Source organism: Chloroflexus aurantiacus J-10-fl, assembly GCF_000018865.1.
Lineage (GTDB): Bacteria > Chloroflexota > Chloroflexia > Chloroflexales > Chloroflexaceae > Chloroflexus > Chloroflexus aurantiacus.
In genome coordinates this window covers 1,845,602-1,866,005 of record NC_010175.1, presented here as the reverse complement: position 1 = coordinate 1,866,005, position 20,404 = coordinate 1,845,602, and the positions used below count along the sequence as shown (strand labels likewise).

Here is a 20,404-nt window from a genome sequence, read left to right as displayed (position 1 = left end):
GCTCCTTCCTGCCTGATCACCGTTGTGAGGTAAGGCATTGACGGAAAGCGCAATCATGCAGGGTGCTTGCGCTTTCCGCGAGTAGTGATTATGCCGATGCCAGTGCCGGCTCTTGTTCGTGAACAACCGGCGTACCGTAGAGGAAGAATTCACCCGGCAGATTACCACCGAACCAGACAATCCCGGCTGCCAGGGTCTCTTCCGTCCAGACAATCGGCTTCCACGCCGGATCGAAGATCAGGTAGCCAGGATCGCCAAACAGTTCAACCCGATTGCCACCCGGTTCGTAGACGTACATAAACATCGCCTGGCTGATGCCGTGCTTGCCGGGGCCGGCTTCAATGAAAATACCTTGCTCGCGGAAGACATCGGCCAGATCGTTGAGATTCTGGGGATAGCCGTACCAGTAGCAGACGTGGTGCAATCGACCACGGGCACCCTTGCCGTCGCGCATGAGCGCCACTTCATGCACTAACGGCGAGACACTCAACCAGCAACCGGCTTCGATCCCGTTGTTGAGCATAATGTGCTCACGGAGCCGGAAGCCCAGCTGTTCCATCATAAATTGCTTGTTGACGGTCACATCTGAGGCGAGCAGATTGACGTGATCGAGACGGCGGACCGGTACGCCGCGCAAGGGGCGCTTCTGGGGTCGATTGAGCAGTGGCGACTTCTGATCCTCTGCCGGCTGGAAGTAGTCAACTTCCCACAGAATCTCCATCGGGTGACCATCGGGAGTCGTGAATTGATAGGCCGGCCCATGGCCGAGATCGCCGTCCAGCCAGCCGCGACCAAAGCCAGATGCTTCGAGCGCCTTCACCCGTCGCTCCAACGCCTGTGGTGAACTGGCCCGCCAGGCAACGTGGCCCAGTCCCGGCTCTCTGGCTTCGGTAATCTTGAGGGTATGGTGGTACCAGTCTTCATAGGCCCGCAGATAGACTGACTGACCCTGTTGGGTTGTCACCTCCATACCGAGCAGGTCGCGGAAAAACCAGAGTGTCTGATCAGGTTTGGGCGTTAAGATTTCGACGTGGGCTAACTGGTGAGTGTCAAAGATCGGCTCGCTCATACATCCCTCCTTTGTGCTTAACTAATGCTGACCCATCACAACATTGACATCGGTTGGGTTGATCAGATCATTCGTTGTCCAGCCATCGAGGTCATACTCGGCCATGCAGCGTTCGGCAAACGATTTCATTTGGGCCGTTACACCCATAGCCATCGCCGCGCCGAGGGTCTCGATCCGGATATTCTCGTGATTGCCGGCGTAGTTCCGCTCGTACAACTCGTGGCGACCACCAAATTCGGTACCCATGGCATCCCAGAGCAGTTTCATCAACTTAATCCGCTCCAGAGCACTGTAGCCGTTTGATCCGCGCACAAACCGATCCAGGTAACCACGCACTTCGGGGTTCTTCAGATCGGCGGCGTGCGAAGGGAGATAGATCAAGGCGCTGGCCACATCTTTCTCGATCAAATCTTTGATCTTGACGTAGGCGTCCGGTGCCATGACCCGATACGCGAAGGCAGCTTCGAGATTTGGCAGCAGGTAACCATCAACCCACGGCATCGGGTTACGTACCATCGCCTCTGTCAGTTGCCAGAAGAGATTGCGATATGTGACAATCTCACCCAATCGCGCCTGCACACCACGAAACTCGGCAACGCCGGTTGCTTCTACCGCTTTGAGCATCAGGCCGGTGATGAAGTCAAGTTTGACGGCAAAACGTACCCCGCCGTGGAGTGGGAAGCGATGACCAAAACCGGACAGCGGGAAGAAGGTGTTGACCTTCTCAATGTCGCCGTAGACAAACACGTTTTCCCAGGGGATCAAGACTTGATCGAACACCAGGATAGAGTCGTTCTCATCGAGACGGCTTGAGAGCGGGTAATCGAAGGGACTGCCGGTGACTGCCGCATTATACTCGTAGGATGTGCGAGCGATCAGCTTGATACCGGGCGCATTCATGGGAACGGCGAAGATCAGCGCAAATTGCTTCTCTTTGATGGGGAGCGGCCCGTAATGCGCAATAAAATTGACATGGGTCAGGGCACTGCCGGTTGCTACGACCTTTGCCCCTGAAACGATTAGACCGGCATCAGTTTCGCGCTCAACGTGCATATACACATCACGAACCTCGTCTGGAGGCCGGTTGCGGTCAATCGGTGGGTTGACAATGGCGTGGTTCCAGTAAATCAGCTCTTCCTGGGTCTTCCGATACCAGCGGCGAGCATTTTCCTGGTAGGGAGCATAAAATTCAGCATTAGCTCCTAACGTACCGGTAAATGCGGCTTTGTAATCAGGTGCGCGCCCCATCCAGCCGTAGACGGCTCGCTGTAGTTCGGCAATGGTGTCTCGCGCCCGCACCAGATCGGCAACCGTTCGCGAGCCAACGAAGAAGGGATGTGTCCAGCCGCCACTGCCGGTATCGGTCGGCATTGTCCACTTCCAGTCTTCAGGCCCACCTCGTGCCACGTCTTCCTGGTGCAATTCGTGCAGACGATCATACCAGCGTGCCACCATACGCGCCGAGTTGCGAAACGCCGGATGGGTAGTAACATCCTTCACCCGCTCCCCTTGAAAGTAGATCACTCGATCATCGCGCAGGCTGTCCAGATACTCACGCCCGTTCATCGGGCGCGCACCGGCTACGGTAGTCTCCGTCATCGCTTCGGATACCGTCATAACCTCACCTCCCTGTGAAATGAATCCCAGCGCCGTTGCCGCGTTGTGGTATATCCCTGGCTTTTTATCTTCGCGGTGATTTTGATTATAGGGGGAGCACTGGCCGGTGTCGATAATGAAATTCGACATAGTCGAACGCGGGTTGAGATTGTGGAAAATGTGCGTGACAACCTGTCTTCGTGTACAATGGTGACAGTTACCCCAAACCATATTCATACGGAGGTCTACGATGGAAGGACACGAAGTTGCTGTCGAACCATTCGTCTTGAGCGAGATTGATGGACGTGGAGTGGTTCGCCTTACCCTCAACCGGCCACGCCAGTTCAATGCCCTGTCGGAAGAGATGCTCGAAGCACTGCAACGTGAACTCGATGCGATTGCCGCCAATCCGCAGGCACGGGTGGTGGTGTTGGCGGGCGCCGGTAAAGCCTTTTGCGCCGGTCATGACCTCAAGCAGATGCAGGCGCATCCCGATCAGGCTTACTACGAAGACCTCTTTGCCCGTTGTACGCAGATGATGCTGACGATACAGCGCCTGCCGCAACCGGTCATTGCACGTGTGCACGGGATTGCCACTGCCGCCGGATGCCAGTTGGTAGCAATGTGTGACCTGGCTGTTGCGTCGACTGAAGCAAGGTTTGCCGTGTCGGGGATTACGGTTGGTCTGTTCTGTTCGACACCATCGGTTGCGCTGTCGCGCAATATCGGGCGTAAGGCCGCTTTCGAGATGCTGGTCACCGGTGAGTTTATCGATGCCGTTACCGCACAGCGGTTAGGGCTGGTCAATCGGGTAGCAGCACCGGCAGACCTCGATGCCGAGGTGCAGCGATTGGTGGATGCAATTTTGGCGAAGCCGGCAGAGTCGATTGCTATCGGCAAGTCGCTCTTCTACCGCCAGCTTGAACTGCCAATGGAAGAAGCTTACCGGCTGGCCGGGCAGACGATGGCATGCAACATGATGGAACCGTGTGCTCAAGAGGGGGTCAGTGCATTTGTCGAGAAGCGTCCGCCGGCGTGGGCGAATGTCGAACGCTAACAACAGGAGCTATACTACCCACCTTTTGGTGAGTAACGCACGAAAGGTAAGCGTCCGCGAAACGATGATTGTGTGTCCCTCCGCTCGACGAGGCTTTGCAACGCTGTAGCACGTCGTCCTCACTTGCCGGGTGTTGCTAACGCGAAGGTGGTACGTGAACACGGTTCGCCGGTTCATCGTACCACCACTGCCGGCGAGTCGGGCACGATGCAAGCCTGATGGAGCGTGAGGGATACGGAAGTTGTACGCGATGTCTACCCAGACCCGACTGTCGTTGGCAGCAGACAACAGCGGGTATGCCATACCAGGCGGGACAGTTGGGAGTGGAGTGTGGCCCGCAAGCGCTAGCTGGATGCAGGGGCAGGGTCTGGCTGTCAGAGGATGTCAGCAGGCAGGCCAGGGTTGCCTCAGTACCCTGCGTCAGACGCGGCGCAGGGTACAGTTGTTGTTGATACTGTCTGAACCTCCTCTCATGGCCATGGAGTGGTATACTGAATTTATCAGGACCGACGTTTCCAAGAGGAGGAACCTTTGTGAGTCGGCGTCCCGATATTGTGCTGATCGTGCTGGACACCCAGCGTCGCGATAGGCTTTCGTGCTACGGCTATTCCCGACCGACCTCGCCTCACCTCGATGAACTTGCGGCTGAATCGACCCTCTTCCATCGTGTCTTTACCGCTGCCCATTGGACGATCCCATCGCACGCTTCGATGTTTACCGGTCTCTATCCATCCGAGCACGCGACCAACCAATCATACGCGGCGCTCCCTGCCGGCATTCCAACGCTGGCAGAACGCCTGCGGGCAGGTGGGTACATGACAGCGGCGTTCTGCAATAACCCACTGGTTGGTGTCGTTAACAATGGTTTACAGCGTGGTTTCGAGAGTTTTCTGAATTACAGCGGTCTGCTGACCTCACGTCCGAATCAGGCAGGCGCACGTGCCGGCCCGATCAGTCGTTATCGTCAGTGGTTCAAAGGCCGCCTGGCAGCAGTCCTTAACCGTATTCAGAACGTATTTGCTCGTTCTGAGCTGATGCTGGAATTCGCGTTCACGCCGCTGATGGTGCCGATCTGGCAGACGGCGCTCAGTTTCAAAGGGAATACTCCCAAATCGCTCGGTGATGCGGCGCGCCTGCTGATCGAGCGGCGCGGTGTTGAGCCAAACCAGCCCATTTTTGCCTTTATCAATCTGATGGGCGTTCACATGCCGTACCATCCGGATCGGCGGATGATCGAACGGTTCGCGCCAGACGTGATCCGCGACCGGGAAGCAGCGCGCTATGTACGCCGCTTCAACGGCGATGTTTTCGGCTGGCTTGCTCCATTCGCCGGAGCAGATGAACGGTATCGCCACGTGCTCAGTGACGTGTACGATGCCGAGGTCGCTACGCAAGATGCACATCTTGGCGAATTTCTGCGTCGTATGCGCGAGAGTGGTGCGTTGGACCGCACGCTACTCCTGATATGCTCTGACCATGGTGATCACCTGGGTGAGAAGGGTATGGTTGGGCACGCCATGTCAGTCTACAACGAACTGATTCACGTACCGCTGATAGTGCGCGATCCGGAAGGCGACTTTCCGCGAGGTACGGAGGTCAATCATCCCGTATCATTGCGAAGGGTATTTCACACGCTCCTCAGCGCCGCCGGGATCGCCAGCGGCGCTGAGTGTGATCGCTCACTGGCCCAATCGCCTGCCGCCGATCCTGATGGTGGAACGGTCTTCAGTGAGGCAGAACCGCCGCAGAATGTTCTGGGTATCATGCTGCGTCGCCAGCCCGAGCGGGTGCGTGCAAATCGCTTCGATCAACCGCGCCGTGCCGTGATCAGCGGTTCGTATAAATTGATCCAGACCGGGGAGGATCAGGTTGAGTTATACGATCTCGATGCCGATCCCCGCGAAACGATTGATCTGGCGGCTATATTACCGGAACGAGTCGAAGAACTTCAGGCGCGCCTCAGCGCTTTTGTACGCCGTACCAGTGCCGTAGCACCGCTTATTCAACGTGCTGAGAGTGTGGATGATCCGATCTTGCAGCGGCGTTTGAGCGAACTAGGGTATCTTGAGTAACACCTATGTATCCACCTGTTGATCCGGTCATTATTCAACTCGGCCCACTAACCCTGCGCTGGTATGGCGTGCTGATCATGGCGGGTGTTATGCTGGCCGCGTGGGTTGGCTCTCGCCATGTTGAGCGCCGTGGGTTTGATCGCGAGTCGGTGTGGGACCTGTTGCTCTGGGTGCTGATTCCGGGATTGTTAGGTGCGCGCCTCTACTATGTCTTCATCCAGTCATCGCGTGGCCCGGAAGGATTGGAGCGCTTTTTGAGCAATCCGGCGAGCATTCTGGCAGTGTGGGAAGGTGGTCTGCACATCTTCGGCGGGTTCATATTTGGCGCGCTTGGATTATGGGCGTTTGCCCGTATGCGGAAGGTGCCGATCCTTGTCTATGCCGACGCGATTGCGCTCGGTCTACCGCTGGGGCAGGCTGTCGGGCGGTGGGCCAATTTTATTAACCAGGAACTCTACGGTCCACCAACCACCTTGCCGTGGGGATTGCGTATCGATCCCGAATATCGTATCGGGCCGTACCGCGATCTGGTGGCATTCCCAGAAACAACCCGCTTCCACCCGCTTTTTCTGTACGAATCCCTCTGGAACCTGATCGGCTTCGCGTTGATCTTTTTCATCTGGCGTCGTTACGGTGATCGCTTGCGTGATGGTGATATAGCGCTTATGTACCTGGTATGGTATCCGTTGGGACGCTTCTTCATCGAGTTTCTCCGTACTGACTCGTGGTTTTTCCCCGGAACACCGTTCAATGTCGTACATGTCCTTTCATTCGCTGCGGTTGTTGGCGCATCCGTGCTGCTCTACCGGCGGTACCGCTATCCAACCGTGAGCGCAAAAGCTGAATCATGACTTCTTTTCCCCGTCTCCTCATTATTGGTCTTGACTCCGCCGAGCCGTCGCTGGTATTTGAACGCTGGCGTGCCGATCTGCCCACGCTGAACCGCCTGATGGCCGAAGGGGTCTATGGCGAACTGGAGAGCTGTATCCCGGCGATCACTGTTCCTGCCTGGAGTTGCATGATGAGTGGGCGCGATCCGGGCGAACTCGGTGTCTATGGGTTTCGCAACCGTGTTGATCGTTCTTATGGTCGCATGGTTGTTGCCGATAGTCGGGCAATCCGGTTTCCACGTTTGTGGGACATCCTCGGTGACGCGGGGTGGCGTGTAGCAGTGATCGGCGTGCCCGGTACGTATCCGCCATCCGCAGTCAATGGTACGCTGGTCTCCTGCTTCCTCGCACCGTCGACCGATGCGACTTACACCTTTCCCCCGACACTCGCGGAGCGTCTGGCTGCCTGGAGCGCGGAAGCGACGCCGGGACACACCTATCTACTCGATGTTCCCGATTTCCGATCCGATGACAAAGCGCGCATTGTGCGTGACATCTATGCCATGTGCGATCAACGTTTCGCGATTGCCGAAGCGTTGATCAGGGAGGAGCGCCCCGATGTGCTCATGCTGGTGGATATGGGAGTGGATCGTATTCACCATGCCCTCTGGAAGCACATGGATCCGCAACATCCGTTGTTTGTTCCCGATTCACCCTTCGCCGATGCGATTCACGCATACTATCGCCACGTAGATACCCAGATTGCCGCTTTACTGGCACACTGCGCTGCTGAGACGGCAGTGCTGGTCGTGTCTGACCACGGGGCGCGGCCACTTATGGGAGGAGTGCGAATCAACCAATGGTTGATCGCTCAGGGCGATCTGACGCTGCACACGATACCGGACACGCCAACCAGCCTCGATCAGGCGGATGTTGACTGGTCGCGCACCCGTGCCTGGGGAGCAGGCGGTTACTACGGACGCATCTTTCTCAATGTGCGTGGACGCGAACCGCAGGGAGTCATTCCGCCGGCGGAGTATGAACGTGTACGCACCGATCTGGCGGCGCGACTGGAAGCAATGCCCGGCCCCGACGGTCGTCCACTCGGAAATCGGGTCTTCGTGCCACAGCGCCTCTATCGCGCCGTGCGCGGCGTTGCCCCTGACCTGATCGTCTACTTTGGCGATCTTGCCTGGCGGGCGGTGGGAACGGTCGGCGGCAATGGACTATTCACCCGCGAAAACGACACCGGTCCCGATGACGCCAACCATGCCCAGCATGGCCTTTTCATCTGGCGCGATCCGCAGCGTCCTGGTAGGGGACAGCGCCTCGGCAATGTACAGATTTACGATATACTGCCTACCCTGTTGAGCCGGTTCAACATCCCGATCCCCGCAGGACTACGCGGTACGGTATTGGAACTGTAAAGTGCTGATGGTCAATGTTGCCGATTCTGCCACTGACATTGAGGTTTTGCAAACAGAAAGCGCACTGCAACAGGCAGTGCGCTTTTATGGTGCCCCCAGCGGGATTCGAACCCGCGATCTCCACCTTGAAAGGGTGATGTCCTAGGCCACTAGACGATGGGGGCCTGACGAGCTGGCATTATACCATACTTTGCGATTGTTGCAACTGGTCTAAAGTCTGACCGGTTGCCGACCAGCCGTGCGTGTGAGCAGAGAGGTGGTTGGTGGCGCAGAGACGGTTCAAGCACCGCCCCTGTGCCAATGGATTGAGCCGGTGCGCTACGCATCAGGCAATTCATCGTAGTAGTCGGCCAGACCGGCCAGCGTCATCTGGGCCAGAAATGGAGTGACCTCGTTGCCGAGTGAGGTGCGGAACGCACTGTAATCAATCGCCACCGCCGCCTTCCAATCGCCTGCTGTGGTAAAGCGTGGTAAATAGCGGCGCAACTGCGCTGCCAGCAGCCGACGCGGATTGGGAAGGGCAAAGAGCAGGACGGCCTGCTGAAGGTACTGCGAGAAGGCCGTTGGGTCTGACTCGTCGGCAACTGGTGGTTCACCGAGTTTGTCGATAATTCGACGAATGATCTCCGGCCCGATATGAAGCGGGTTAAACATCGGATCGCGGAACAACTCGACACAGTAAGCGTCGAGTGCCGCCGGATCGCGGTGCAATTCAAGGGCTAATGCCCGTTGACCGTTTAATGCCCGCACTGCCTCGGCAATCCGCGCCTGCTCATCTGCATCGGGCGGATCGGCCAACCAGGTGCCTGCGCACCGGGTTAAACGAATTGCCTCTTCTCCACCGCCGGCTCGATCTACCGGACGCACTGCACGACCGCGCATTGCTTCTCCCTCTTGTTTTGAATGAACCGTTGCGCCGTCCAGTATAGCATGAACTGTCTGCGTGATTGTTGCCACAAAACTTGACTTTTTTGCCTGACAAATTGACATTTATTGCTGCTCTGAGTACAATAGCAGATAGAACGTAAATAGTTTAGCGTAAAGGAGCCAACTGTGGCCCGTATTTACAACTCGATCACAGAACTGATTGGTAACACGCCGCTGGTGCGGCTTAATCGCGTTAATGATACCCAGGCTACCGTGGTAGCCAAGCTCGAATTCTTCAACCCGGCCAGCTCGGTCAAAGATCGTATCGGTCTGGCAATGATCGACGCTGCCGAGCGTGAAGGGTTGATCCGACCCGGCGAGACGGTCATTATCGAGCCGACAAGCGGCAATACCGGGATCGGTCTGGCGTTAGTCGCTGCGGCACGTGGTTACCGGCTAATCCTGACGATGCCGGAAACGATGAGCATCGAACGGCGCAAACTGTTGCGTGGCTTTGGCGCCGAGCTGGTGTTGACGCCGGGTAGCGAAGGGATGCGGGGAGCCATTGCTCGCGCCGAGGAGTTGCTGGCCGAAATCCCCAATAGCTTTATGCCGCAGCAGTTCAAGAACCCGGCCAACCCGGCCATTCACCGTGCCACTACCGCCGAAGAAATCTGGCGCGATACTGACGGTCAGGTCGATATTGTGGTCGGTGGTGTCGGTACCGGTGGCACACTCACCGGCATTGGCGAAGTGCTCAAACCGCGCCGACCGAGTCTGCGCATTGTCGCAGTCGAGCCAGAGGCTTCGCCGGTGTTGTCGGGTGGCAAGCCTGGGCCGCACAAGATTCAAGGCATTGGCGCCGGGTTTATCCCAGATGTGCTGAATACCAGCATTCTTGACGAGATTCAGCAGGTGAGCAACGAAGATGCCTTTGCGATGGCCCGTCGGCTGGCTCGCGAAGAGGGTTTGATGGTCGGTATCTCAAGTGGGGCTGCGGCGACCGCAGCGCTGCGCGTGGCCCGCCGTCCGGAGAATGCCGGTAAGCTGATCGTCTTTATTGTGCCCTCAAACGGTGAACGTTATCTATCAACGCCACTCTTCGCTGAAGAGTGATCAGCCGCCGGAACAACGACCGATTGCCCCAACCTTATAGTTGGGGCAATTTTACTACTCGCATGAAACGCATCTACATCTGTCTTGGGCCACATTGCCGCGGGCGCGGTGCAGCCGATGTTCACATCGCATTAGAAGATGCTATCTGGCGCGCCGGCTTGTCCGATCAGATCACGTGTATCGCCGGTAGTTGTCAGGATCGTTGCACTATTGGCCCCAATCTGCTTGTCTATCCGGGCGGGCGTCGGTTTCACGGCGTGACTCCAACGGAGATTCCTACTCTCATCGCACAGCTTGCTGATACCGGTGTATAATGCCAGCGCATGCGTCGAATGCGCTGTTTCGCTGTATCATCGATCAAGCAGGCTGACTATACGTCGTGGGAACCGCTGTGCAACAGGCTATGCTCCGCTATCGAGTCTGGTTCGTCCGCCTTGGGCTGACGGCCATTTTACTGTTAGGGTTCTACCTGCGGACGCTAAATATCGCTGATTGGGACTCTGGAACCGGTCAGCATCCTGATGAGCGCTTTTTTACGTATGTCGCCTCAACGGTACGACTACCGGGCGATGTAGCTGAGTTTTACGACTCCAGTCGTTCACCACTTAATCCGCGTAATTACGAACAGTTTCCCCTTTACGTCTACGGGCCGCTCCCTATCATGCTGACGCGGGCCGTCGCGGTGATGCTGACTCCACCAGAAGAGCTGCCGGCGCAGGTGCTCACGATTGCCGGGCCACCACGGGTAGGGGCCGATCCAACAGCGCCAACCGAACGACGTACCGATTACGGGCCGGCAATTGCCAACCCGGAACGAGCCTGGCCACGCCTGACACCTCTGATCTGGTGGCTGAATCCCGACCGCGTTAATCTGACGAGTTACGGTGAGATTGTTAAGGTTGGACGCATCCTGGCGGCGCTGTTTGATCTCGGTAGCGTCGTCCTTATCTATCTGATTGGCTGCCGTTTGTTTCGGCGACGGGTGGGCCTGATAGCGGCACTGCTGACAGCACTCACGGTCATGCATATTCAGCAGAGCCATTTCTTTGTCGATCCGGCCTTTTCAACCTTCTTCTGCCTACTCGGGTTGTACTGGACGGTGCGGGTTGCCCAGGGGGGTGGCGTTGGTTCGTATCTCGCGCTCGGTCTGAGTATCGGAGCAGCAAGTGCTAATCGGATCACGATGGTGACGATTGGTGGCCTGGCGGTGGTAGCAACACTGATTGCGGCTCAACGGGTATTGCAGGGGCAGCGCTGGTCGACTCTCGTCAATCGCTGGGTGCAGCGCGAACTGTTGCTCTTGATCCTCGCCGGCCTGGTCTCGTTTGTCGCATTCCGCGCCCTCGCTCCCGATGCGTTTATCGGCTCGCGAGCCGATTCGCCACGCATTGATGGCCCGTCGCTCCTCCACGGTGCCGGGTTTTTTGATATTCGGCTCGATCCCCGCTTTCGTGAGAATTTAACCACGGTACGCGCCCTGGTGACCGGTGAGTACGACTTTCCGCCCGGTCAGCAGTGGGTTGGCCGACCGGCCTATATCTTTCCGTGGCTGAATATGGTGTTGTGGGGGATGGGGCCGTTGCTGGGGCTGGCGGCCTGGGGCGGATGGCTCTTCTTCGCCGGGCGGTATGTCCGGCGTGGCTGGCAATGGGCGCTTCACCCGACATCACTCATTGGGCGGCCATGGCATCCGGCCTGGGTGCTCTGGTGTTGGGCGACGTTCTATTTTGCCTGGCAAGGCAATCAGTTCGCCGTCACGCTGCGGTACCTGCTGCCAATCTATGGTGCGCTTACGGTGCTGGCGGCCTGGGCACTGGTGACTCTGGCCCGGTGGGGACGCCGCCGACTGCATGCAGTTGTCGCGGTTCGCTCGATCTCCTGGCGGCAGCGGCTCACCGGTACCACACAGCGCCTACTATTCTGGACAGCCAGAGTTGCGCTGCCGGTCGTGCTGGTAGCGACCGCTGTTTGGGCCTATGCCTTCTCACGCATCTACACCGTTCCCCATTCGCGGGTACAGGCAGCACGCTGGCTCGCCGAGCATGCCCAACCCGGCAGTGTTGTCATGTCCGAGCGCTGGGACGATCCGCTCCCGTTGCAGGCCACGACAAATGCCGCCTGGAACATCACCTTTTTTGGGATCGATTCGTCACCGTATGCCGAGGACGAACCGGTCAAGTATTTCGGTAATGGCAGCGAACCCGGTCTGCTCGATCAGCTCGATCAGGCTGATTACATCACGCTGACCAGCAATCGTGTGTACGATAGTACCTCACGGTTGCGGATGCGCTATCCGGCCCTGATGCGCTATTACCACTACCTGTTCAACGGTGAACTCGGTTTTGAGCTGGTGGCGGAGATTACCTCGTATCCAACGATCCTCGGCATTCGCATTCCTGATTGGATGGCCGAAGAGGCTTTTAGCGTTTACGACCATCCGCGCGTGCTCATTTTTCAGAAGACACCGCTCTATAGCCGTGAACGGGCCGAGCGATTGATCACCGAAAATGTCGAATGGGGCGAGGTGTATAAGTCGCCGCTTTTGATTGCCGACCGTAACCCAACGGCTCTGCGCCTGACCGAGAGTGTCTGGCCACGATACGCGGCTGGCGGTGAATGGTGGTCCTGGTTGGGCACCACTCCCTTCGCCGCGATGTGGTGGCTGTTCTGGCTGGAAGGATTAGGGCTGGCGATCTTTGCCGTGATTGGGCCACGCTTACGTAACCTGCCCGACCGGGGATATAGTCTGGCCAAGATCGTGGGTCTCTTGCTGGTCGCGTATCTGGCGTGGTTGGGAGGCAGTCTGCATCTGGTACCGTTCGCACCGACCACACTCTGGACAATCGGGATGGTTGTGCTAGGGGTGGGAGGATTCATCGGTTGGCGTGAACGTACTACATTGCGCCGCATCTGGCACGAGCGCTGGTCGGCGCTCGCTATGGCCGAGATGGTCTTTCTCGCTTTCCTGCTCATTGGCCTGACGTTGCGCTGGTTCAACCCCGATCTCTGGCATCCGGCACGCGGCGGCGAGAAGCCCATGGACTTCGCCTACCTCAATGCGGTGCTGCGGAGTGCTGCCTTTCCACCCCTTGATCCGTGGCACGCAGGTGGGTATATCAACTACTACTACTTTGGGTTTGTGCTGGTTGGTGCGCTGATTCATCTCAGCGGTGTCGCGCCGGCAGTCGGCTACAACCTCGGTGTGGCGACGATCTTCGCGCTGACAGCGTTGGGGGCGTTTGGGGTGGTGTATAACCTGCTGGCAGCACGTTCACCGCAACCGCAGCGTGAACGAACAGCGCTGATAGCCGCCGGATTGGCGCCGGTTCTCGTCTTGCTGATCGGTAATCTGGCGCAGGCTGGCTGGTTCTTGAACGGCTATGCCGCCGAACAGATGGCCAAAGGACGGTATGAGTGGGCCTTTTGGGATGCCACCCGCATTACCCCGGGTACCATCAATGAATTTCCCTTCTTTACGTTTCTGTTCGCCGATCTTCACGCCCATATGATAGTGATGCCCCTGAGTCTGGCGGCATTAGGGCTGGCGCTGGCGTGGATGCGCAAGGGAACTGCCGCACACTGGTGGATCATCGGTCTGCTGGGCCTGGTCGCGGGTGCGATCCGGGCCACCAACACCTGGGATTATCCAACGTTTGTTGGCCTGGCCGGGTTGATGGTGGCGCTGGCAACGGGTCGGCGCTGGCGCCAGGCCGGGCGAGGGTGGCCAGCTACACTGCTGGTTGCGCTGGTCGTTGGGGCTGCTCCGGCTCTGGTCGGAAATATCCTCTTTGCGCCATTTATTGCCAGCTTTGCCACCGAATCCAGTGGCATTGCCCTCTGGCAGGGGCCTGGCTTTACCCTGCTGGAGACGATCCTGACCGCTGAACGCACCACAACCGGTCAGATCGTTCAGATTGGTGGTCACTGGCTCATCATCTGGTTCGTGTTTGTGGGATTGTGGGCGTGGCGACAGCGGGAAAGCCTTTTGATAGTGATTGTGCCGCTGGCGGTCTGGCTGGTGGCCCTGGGCTTGAATCTGCCGGCAATCCTGCCTCTGATCGGCGTGCTGGTCACAACAGCCTGGCTCTTGTGGCGCATCCGTCGTCGTTCATTCACGATCATCGTGCCGCTACTGTGGGCGTTTGGCGGGATCGGGCTGTGGGCCATGGTTGAGATGGTGGTGGTGCGCGGTGATGTAGGGCGCATGAATACCGTCTTCAAATTCGGCCTGCATACGTGGATACTGCTTGCCCTCGCGACCGCGGTTGCGCTTCCCTGGTTGTGGGCAGCAACGCAGCGATTGCTTCCTTTCTGGCGTTGGGGACTACGCAGCCTGTGCGCTCTCTTTCTGGCTGCCGGCCTGGTGTACCCGGTCACCGCTGCTCCGGCCCGGATTGCCGACCGCTGGAACCCTGACGCACCGCGCACGCTTGATGGCGCGGCATTCCTGAACACTATCACCGAGATGCGCAATGGCCCCGGCTACTCACTTGATGAGGATGCGGCAACGATTGACTGGTTGCGGCGGAATGTGCGGGGAACGGCGATCATTCTCGAAGCTCATCAACCATCGTATCAGTGGGCCGGGCGTATCGCAACCTTTACCGGTCTGCCGACGATCCTCGGTTGGGAGTGGCACCAGATTCAGCAGCGCAGTGCAGTCAACGCAACGCCGGTCATCAATTATCGTCAACAGGTCATTGCCGCGATCTATAACTCTCCCGATCCGACAACAGCGCTGGCGGCGATCCGTCGCTATGGCGTGGAATATATCTATGTCGGCGGGGTTGAACGACAACTCTACAGTGCTGAAGGACTGGCAAAATTCGCTGCGTTGGTAGATCAGGGCGAACTGGAACGGGTCTTTCAGGCCGGGCAGAGCGTGCTCTATCGCGTGCGCACACCGGGCCAGCCACAGATGCTGACCAATGATCTGCCGATCCGCGCCCCGTCGCTGCGCACGACACCGGCGCTGGAGTTGTTGCAGCCGGTGCAGGATTTACCTTCAGTGGGCCGATTGAGCTGGAATACCATGCTGAACGAGCAGCCGTGGCTGGCTATCGTGGCCTGGTTACTCGTCTGGTATCTCATCGCCGGGCTGGGTGTATTGCCTGCCTATGCGGCTCTGGGGGTACACGGTCTGGCCTGGGCACGCCCGATTGGCTTGATCTTGTTGGGGTATGTCATCTGGTTGCCGGCCAGCCTTGGCTGGTGGCGGTACGATAGTGCAGGTCTGGCGGGTGGGCTGCTGGTACTGATCGGGATTGGGCTATTCCTCTGGTGGGTTGGCGTGCGCCCTGAGCGAGCGGCGTGGCGGTCACTCCTTCCCGGCGAGGCGATCTTCCTGGCCGGTTTTGCCGCCATGACCATTATTCGCGCGCTGAATCCCGATCTGTGGCATCCGGTTTGGGGTGGTGAAAAGCCGATGGAGCAGGGCTTTCTCAACGCCATCCTCCGCAGTCCCCAGATGCCACCCTACGATCCATTTTATAGTAACGGGTATATCAACTACTACTACTACGGCCTCTATCTGATGTCGGTGCCGATCAAACTGCTCGGTATCGATTCGGCAGTCGGTTTCAATCTGGCATTGGCGACGCTGTACGGCATGCTTCTGGCCGGGGCTTACGAATTGGGCACTCGTCTGGGTGGGCGTCGTCGCTACGGTATTGTCGCTCTCAGCCTGATCGGTCTGATGGGGAATCTGACCAGCCTGATCCCCGCCGGCTGGTCGCTGGGAGCACAGGGATTGCGCCTCTTGCTGAGTGGTCAGGCCGAACTGCTCGGTGATTGGTTTGTCGGGCCGAGTCGCGTCATTCCCTATACGATTAACGAATTTCCGCTCTTCAGTTTCCTGTACGCCGATCTGCATCCGCATCTCATCGCACTGCCGCTGGCGCTGCTGGCAATCGTCTGTGGCTGGCACCTCATCTTGCGCCCTCAACGTCCGCTCTGGCTCCTCAGCGCACTGACCCTGGGGACATTAGCGGTGACAAACTCGTGGGATTTTCCGACCTACGGTCTGTTGTGCGGGCTGGCAATTATTGCCGGTGCTATCCGTCGCACCGGCTGGCGCTGGCAACCACTGACGCTGGCCGTCGTGCAGGCCGTGGGGCTGGGGTTGGGATCGTTGCTGCTCTTCGCGCCCTTCTTCGACCGCTACTGGCCGATGGTACGTGGCATTGGCCTGGTCACCACCGGTGTCACGCTTCCCCTGGATTATCTGCTTATCTACGGCGTGCCCCTGATCATCGTGATTCCGGTGATTGCCGGTGGATTGCTCCAGCGCTGGCGAAGCGGCTTTGCCGGTCGCCGCTGGGCACTAATTGCAAGTGGGATCGGTCTGCTGATGATCATCGGTGCTGCCGTCCCCGAACTGGCACTGCGGCTGTCGCTGTTCGTTGTGTTGATGGTGACGACGATCTTGCTGATGCGACGGGCAGCCGGCGCACCGGCATGGTATGCGCTTCTCCTGTGCTGGGTGGCGTGGGCGGTGTCGTTGGGGGTAGAGATTGTCTACATCCGCGACCATCTCGATGGCAGTGACTGGTACCGCATGAACACTGTCTTCAAGTTTGGTCTGCACGTTTGGGTGTTATTGGGGCTGGCGGCAGCTGGCCTCTTGCCCCGGCTGCTGCGTGGCTTGCAACGCTACGGTGGTTCCAGCGCCGTCATGGCAGGATTGGCGATCATTGCTATTCCGGCCATAATCGCCGGTAGCTATGCACCGGTGGCGATTCCCTCGCGATTGGTGACCCGGTTTGATGTCGAGACTGGCCCGACACTTGATGGTATGGCCTTTATGGAACAGGCCACATTTACCTACGATTGTCAGGCGTTTGGTGGGTGCGCTCCCGATACAGCCTTCGTCCAGGTTGATCTCAGCGGTGATGCAGCGGCGATTCGCTGGCTCAACCGGCAGATCGATGGCACACCGGTTGTGCTGCAATCGAGCCTCTGGTTCTACCGCGCCTACGCTATTCGCGTGGCCGCAGCCACCGGTTTGCCGACGGTGATCAGTGCGCTGCACGCTGATGAACAGCGTGATCCGGTGGTCACCGGACAGCGGGTGCGCGATGTCGAGACCTTCTTCACCACCACCGACCCTGATACCGCACTGCGGATTCTGGCCCGCTACAACGTAGACTACGTCTATGTCGGGGGAGTTGAACGGGCATTCTACCCACAAGGTCTCTCCAAATTCGCAGTGTTGCGTGATCGCTATCTCCGTTCGGTCTACGAACAGGATGGGGTGACCATCTACGCCGTGACCGATTTACCCGACAGTTATCGATTCTTACGCGCCGAAAGGCTGCCGGTGGCTCAACCTGCGCCACCGCCATCGCCGCCCCCCAACGAACCGGTGGTCGATCTGGCGGAACTTGAAGCCGCAGTTGCGGCACAACCTACCAACGGCCCACTGGCATTTGGTCTGGCCGAAGCCTATCGTCGGCAGGGACGGCTTACCGAAGCCGCAGAGGTGTTGGCGACCGCTGCGGCTGCCAACCCTGATGATGTCGGCCTGCACCATCTCTGGGGCGACATCTTAGCCGACGCCGGGCGCTACGAGGAGGCCGAGCAGGCGTATCTGGCCGCAGTGCGGGCCAGCCCAACTGCCGGGAATTACAATAAGCTGGCAACTGCCCTGATCGATTGGGGCTGGTTGGATAAGGCTGAGATTGCGCTAGGGCAGGCGTTGAGTACTGATCCGGGCCTGCCCGACCCCTACTTCCAACTGGCCCGGCTCTTCATGCAACGCAACCAGACCACCCTGGCCCAGGATGCGTTACAACGCTACCTGCAACTGGCACCGGAAGGCCGCTGGGCCGGAGAAGCGCGCCAGATGCTGGCACACCTGAACGGAGGCCAACCATGAGCGAACTGGTCGGCGATGTGCTGATCTGGTGGATCACCGTTCAGGTCTTTACCATTGTTGGCTGGCCGGCTGCGGTGCGGCTGTTTGGTCATCTACCCGGCCTGGCCTTTGCCCTGGCCCGTCCGCTCGGCCTGCTACTCAGTGGTTTTACCGCCTGGCTACTGGCGATGCTCGGATTGGGCCGGTTCGAGCTGCCATTGATCATCATCAGTCTGTTGCTGGTCGGGGGCAGTGGCTGGCTCTGGTTATGGCGGGGGAACCATCGGCGCTTACCACCGATAGCGGTGGCACTGCGTGGCGAAGTCATCTTTTTGCTCACCATGCTCTGTATCGTCTGGTTGCGGGCACACGATCCGACACCGTGGGGTACCGAGCGCCCGATGGACTTCGCCTTCTTCAATGCCATTCAGCGGAGCGGTCTCTTTCCACCGCAAGACCCATGGCTGGCCGGTTACAGCATCAACTACTACTACTTTGGCTATCTCTTGATGAGTGTGCCGGCGATGATCAGTGGCTTACCGCCGGCGACTGCCTACAATCTGGCGCTGGCCCTGCTGGCCGGAATGACGGCGCAAGGGGCTGCCGGTCTGATCGAGACGCTGTTGGGGCTGCTCAAGCGGCCTCCACCGGCCTTCGTGCGGGTCGGACTGGGTGTGCTGGGGGCGCTGATCATTCTGGGTGCCGGCAATCAATCGGGTGCGCTTCAGGTCATGCTGGGTGATGAACGGGTGGTGGCCCTCGATGATCGTCAGCTTCTGGCGGCGATAGCGCAATCCTGGCGCGGCGAGTCGATCATCGTTTTACCTTACGCGACAAACGCCCAGGACTTTGGCCTGATCGAAAGCTGGCGTCGGGCCGACAAGTGGAACGATTTCAACTGGTGGTGGCCGTCGCGTTCGCTGTGGGATGGCTACACCATCCCCGGTGATCCACCGCAGCGCGAACGGCGCTACACGATTACCGAGTTTCCGTTCTTCAGCCTGCGCCTGGGTGATATGCATCCGCACGTGATGGCATTGCCCTTCACCACGTTGGCAATCGGCTTGGCGCTGGCGGTTGCGACCCTGTCCGGCGGCGCACAACGTTCTGACTGGTTCACGCGCATCGGGCACGGCATCATCCTCGGCAGCCTCTACGCGATCAACAGTTGGGATTTGCCGACCTATCTCTTGCTCTACTGGGGAAGCCTGGCACTGGCTTACCGGCAACCGACTGTCGCCTTCCCCTGGCGTGCCTGGTTGCGCGAAGCAGTGATCATCGCCTTGCTGGCATTCGTGCTCTTTCTACCCTTTCACCTCACCTTTCGGGCACCGGTTGGCGGGGCAACGCCATGGCTTGATCTCCCACTGCTCAATCGCCTGACCAGCATCATCGGCATCTACCTGGGGGAGCGGAGTGGCTGGCACGCCTTTATCATCATTTTTGGTCTGATGGCGCTGCCGATCATCGCCGGTAGCTATCTCTACCGATCAACCACCGTAGTTGATAATACGGGCGTGGCGATCAGCGAGATGCCACGCTGGGTGGAATGGCTACCTTTCATCCTCCTTTGCATTGGCCTGCTGATCGGTTTTCCCCTGCTTGCTCTGGCCGGTCTGGCCGTGTACACCGGCTGGCGAGCGCTCACGACCGATGAAGCCGGTGTACGCTGTGGGATGCTGATCGCCGCGCTGGGTAGTTCAGTCCTGTTCGGCGTCGAGATCATCTACATTCGCGACGTATTCGAGGGTCTATCGGCGCGGATGAACACCATCTTCAAGTTCTACTACCAGGTCTGGCTGCTGTGGGGCGTTCTGGCGCCGGTTGCCCTCTGGTGGGTTTGGGCATTGGCGTCTGGCCGGCAACGTCTGCTGGCCGGATTGGTGAGTGTGTGCACCGTCCTGTTGCTGATCGGAGCCAGTGTGTACCCGTGGATTGTGGTGCGCGACATCGGGCGCGGGCCGATGATCGGCCTGAATGGTTACACGCCGCGTGAACAGACGACGGCGGGGGCAGCCGCGATTGCCTGGTTGCGCCAGTATGCTCCGGCGGGCAGTGTCGTGCTGGAGGCCGTGGCGGTAGAGAACGAGGCCGCCGTTGCTGCGGGTAGCGAACAGCCACGGTGTGGCGGCTCGTACAACTGGCAAGGCTTTGGTGGCGTGTCGGCAGCGAGTGGTCTGCCCACCGTGTTGGGATGGGTCGGTCACGAGATGCAATGGCGTGGTGGCGACCAACAGGCCCTGGCCGAGCTGGGGCCACGCTGCATTGCGGTTGACACCATCTACCGCAGTGGCGATCTCAACCGGATCAGGCCGCTGATCGATCAGTACAGCGTTGATTACATCTACGTTGGTAGCCTGGAACGTGAACGCTACCCGGCGAGCAGCCTGGATGTGCTGGCCCAGATCGGCACCCCCGTGTTTGCGCAGGACGAAGTCGTAATCTATCGGGTAACGCGCTGAGCGCCGATGGCAAAATCTCTCCAGCCGAGCCGCAAGATGAATGTATACTGATC

The 20,404-nt window shown here is 58.8% G+C and carries 11 protein-coding genes and 1 tRNA gene; 7 read left to right on the top strand and 5 right to left on the bottom strand.

Annotated elements, in window-relative coordinates; translation table 11 throughout:
- Positions 1-88 precede the first annotated feature (88 nt).
- Both CAUR_RS07050 and CAUR_RS07045 read right to left on the bottom strand, forming a co-directional pair.
- Positions 89-1,069 carry a catechol 2,3-dioxygenase gene (locus tag CAUR_RS07050; RefSeq protein WP_012257232.1) on the bottom strand — a complete coding sequence of 327 codons (981 nt, stop codon included), beginning with the start codon at positions 1,067-1,069 and terminating at the stop codon, positions 89-91.
- A gap of 21 nt (positions 1,070-1,090) precedes the next feature.
- A complete protein-coding gene (locus CAUR_RS07045) occupies positions 1,091-2,686 on the bottom strand; it encodes a 4-hydroxyphenylacetate 3-hydroxylase N-terminal domain-containing protein (protein WP_012257231.1) in 1,596 nt (531 codons plus the stop codon).
- A 229-nt stretch (positions 2,687-2,915) separates the two neighbouring features.
- On the opposite strand from CAUR_RS07045, the gene CAUR_RS07040 reads away from it, so the two are divergent.
- From CAUR_RS07040 to CAUR_RS07025, 4 genes are all read left to right on the top strand, one after another.
- Positions 2,916-3,722 (top strand): enoyl-CoA hydratase, encoded by an 807-nt coding sequence (locus CAUR_RS07040; protein ID WP_012257230.1) that lies wholly within the window; start codon positions 2,916-2,918, stop codon positions 3,720-3,722.
- Positions 3,723-4,255: 533 nt separating this feature from the next.
- The gene (locus tag CAUR_RS07035) at positions 4,256-5,794 is read left to right on the top strand and encodes a sulfatase family protein (protein WP_012257229.1); all 1,539 of its coding nucleotides are present in this window, start codon (positions 4,256-4,258) and stop codon (positions 5,792-5,794) included.
- A 5-nt stretch (positions 5,795-5,799) separates the two neighbouring features.
- Complete coding sequence (gene lgt / locus CAUR_RS07030; protein ID WP_012257228.1) at positions 5,800-6,645, top strand: prolipoprotein diacylglyceryl transferase; 846 nt, start codon at positions 5,800-5,802, stop codon at positions 6,643-6,645.
- A complete protein-coding gene (locus tag CAUR_RS07025; RefSeq protein WP_012257227.1) occupies positions 6,642-8,051 on the top strand; it encodes an alkaline phosphatase family protein in 1,410 nt (469 codons plus the stop codon). The genes lgt and CAUR_RS07025 overlap by 4 nt, the downstream gene beginning before the upstream one ends.
- Before the next feature lie 87 nt (positions 8,052-8,138).
- Here the strand turns inward: CAUR_RS07025 and CAUR_RS07020 are convergent.
- Both CAUR_RS07020 and CAUR_RS07015 read right to left on the bottom strand, forming a co-directional pair.
- A tRNA-Glu gene (locus tag CAUR_RS07020) sits at positions 8,139-8,215 on the bottom strand.
- 154 nt (positions 8,216-8,369) lie between these two features.
- Positions 8,370-8,933 (bottom strand): hypothetical protein, encoded by a 564-nt coding sequence (locus tag CAUR_RS07015; RefSeq protein WP_012257226.1) that lies wholly within the window; start codon positions 8,931-8,933, stop codon positions 8,370-8,372.
- A 171-nt stretch (positions 8,934-9,104) separates the two neighbouring features.
- Here CAUR_RS07015 and cysK point away from each other — a divergent pair, with 171 nt between their 5' ends.
- Positions 9,105-10,034 (top strand): cysteine synthase A, encoded by a 930-nt coding sequence (cysK, locus tag CAUR_RS07010; protein WP_012257225.1) that lies wholly within the window; start codon positions 9,105-9,107, stop codon positions 10,032-10,034.
- A 131-nt stretch (positions 10,035-10,165) separates the two neighbouring features.
- On the opposite strand, the gene CAUR_RS21740 is transcribed toward cysK, so the two are convergent.
- Positions 10,166-10,288: a hypothetical protein gene (locus CAUR_RS21740; RefSeq protein WP_273067780.1), complete on the bottom strand. Its 123-nt coding sequence runs from the start codon at positions 10,286-10,288 to the stop codon at positions 10,166-10,168.
- A 149-nt stretch (positions 10,289-10,437) separates the two neighbouring features.
- On the opposite strand from CAUR_RS21740, the gene CAUR_RS07000 reads away from it, so the two are divergent.
- Both CAUR_RS07000 and CAUR_RS06995 read left to right on the top strand, forming a co-directional pair.
- Positions 10,438-17,910, top strand: coding sequence for a DUF2298 domain-containing protein (locus CAUR_RS07000; protein ID WP_012660655.1), 7,473 nt, complete (start codon positions 10,438-10,440; stop codon positions 17,908-17,910).
- The gene (locus CAUR_RS06995) at positions 17,907-20,351 is read left to right on the top strand and encodes a DUF2298 domain-containing protein (RefSeq protein WP_012257222.1); all 2,445 of its coding nucleotides are present in this window, start codon (positions 17,907-17,909) and stop codon (positions 20,349-20,351) included. The genes CAUR_RS07000 and CAUR_RS06995 overlap by 4 nt, the downstream gene beginning before the upstream one ends.
- Positions 20,352-20,404: the final 53 nt, after the last annotated feature.

Excerpts from the sequence above, each read along its gene's own strand:
- CAUR_RS07050 (WP_012257232.1), bottom strand. The coding sequence starts at position 1,069 with ATGAGCGAGCCGATCTTTGACACTCACCAGTTAGCCCACGTCGAAATC.
- CAUR_RS07045 (WP_012257231.1), bottom strand. The coding sequence starts at position 2,686 with ATGACGGTATCCGAAGCGATGACGGAGACTACCGTAGCCGGTGCGCGC.
- CAUR_RS07040 (WP_012257230.1), top strand. The coding sequence starts at position 2,916 with ATGGAAGGACACGAAGTTGCTGTCGAACCATTCGTCTTGAGCGAGATT.
- lgt (WP_012257228.1), top strand. The coding sequence starts at position 5,800 with ATGTATCCACCTGTTGATCCGGTCATTATTCAACTCGGCCCACTAACC.
- CAUR_RS07025 (WP_012257227.1), top strand. The coding sequence starts at position 6,642 with ATGACTTCTTTTCCCCGTCTCCTCATTATTGGTCTTGACTCCGCCGAG.
- CAUR_RS07015 (WP_012257226.1), bottom strand. The coding sequence starts at position 8,933 with ATGCGCGGTCGTGCAGTGCGTCCGGTAGATCGAGCCGGCGGTGGAGAA.
- CAUR_RS07000 (WP_012660655.1), top strand. The coding sequence starts at position 10,438 with ATGCTCCGCTATCGAGTCTGGTTCGTCCGCCTTGGGCTGACGGCCATT.
- CAUR_RS06995 (WP_012257222.1), top strand. The coding sequence starts at position 17,907 with ATGAGCGAACTGGTCGGCGATGTGCTGATCTGGTGGATCACCGTTCAG.